This window comes from Corallococcus sp. CA054B (assembly GCF_003611625.1).
In the GTDB taxonomy this organism is placed as follows: domain Bacteria; phylum Myxococcota; class Myxococcia; order Myxococcales; family Myxococcaceae; genus Corallococcus; species Corallococcus coralloides.
In genome coordinates this window covers 1-995 of the sequence record NZ_RAVY01000408.1, presented here as the reverse complement: position 1 = coordinate 995, position 995 = coordinate 1, and the positions used below count along the sequence as shown (strand labels likewise).

Below are 995 nucleotides of genomic sequence, written 5' to 3'. Positions count from 1 at the left end.
CGCCTCTGGTTCATCGACCAGCTGGAGCCCGGCAGCGCCGCCTACAACATCCCCACCGCTGTCGTTCTGGAAGGCGAACTCCAGCCCCACCTGCTCCAGCAGGCGCTGGAAGCACTCACCCTCCGGCACGAGTCGCTCCGCACCACCTTCCCCGCGCACGGTGAGGAGTCGTTCCAACGCATCCTCCCGCGCCTGGAGGTTCCGCTTCCGCTCGTCGACCTGAGCGGGTTGGAGAACGCCGAGACGCGGCGCCTCGTCTCCGAGGAGGCCCAGCGCCCCTTCAACCTCGCTGAAGGCCCGCTCCTGCGCGCCCGCCTCTTCCGCCTCGCTCCCCAGCGACACGTCCTCGTCCTCACCCTCCACCACATCGTCTCCGACGGTTGGTCCATGGGGGTTCTCATCCGTGAGCTCGGCGCGCTCTACCTGTCCCTGGCTCAGGGCACGCCTTCGCCGCTTTCGCCCTTGCCCGTGCAGTACGCCGACTTCGCTGCCTGGCAGCGCGGCTGGCTCCAGGGCCCTGTCCTCCAGGCCCAGCTCGACTTCTGGCGCGACCAATTGGTGGGTGCGCCCCCTGTCCTGGAGCTACCCACCGACAGGCCGCGTCCTGCTGTCCAGACGTACCGGGGCGCCTCCCTGCCCTTCACCCTTCCCCAGCAGCTCGCCTCTCGTCTCAACGCGCTCGCCCAGAGCCACGGCGCCACGCCCTTCATGCTCCTGCTCGCGGCCTGGCAGCTGCTGCTGTCTCGCTACTCCGGGCAGGAGGACGTCAGCGTCGGCTCTCCCATCGCCGGACGCACCCGCTCCGAACTCGAAGGCCTCATCGGCTTCTTCGTCAACACCCTCGTCCTTCGCTCTCGCATCGACCCGGGCTCCTCCTTCCTCCACCTCCTCGCCCAGGTGAAGCACTCAACCCTCGGCGCCTACGAGCACCAGGACGTCCCCTTCGAGAAGCTCGTCGAGGAGCTGCGCCCCCAGCGCAGCCTCAGCCACACGCC

1 protein-coding gene is annotated in these 995 nt (G+C 69.0%); it reads left to right on the top strand.

What is annotated here, in order from left to right:
• Positions 1 to 995: condensation domain-containing protein (locus D7V80_RS41050; RefSeq protein WP_233586104.1), on the top strand; the 995-nt coding region annotated here is incomplete at both ends.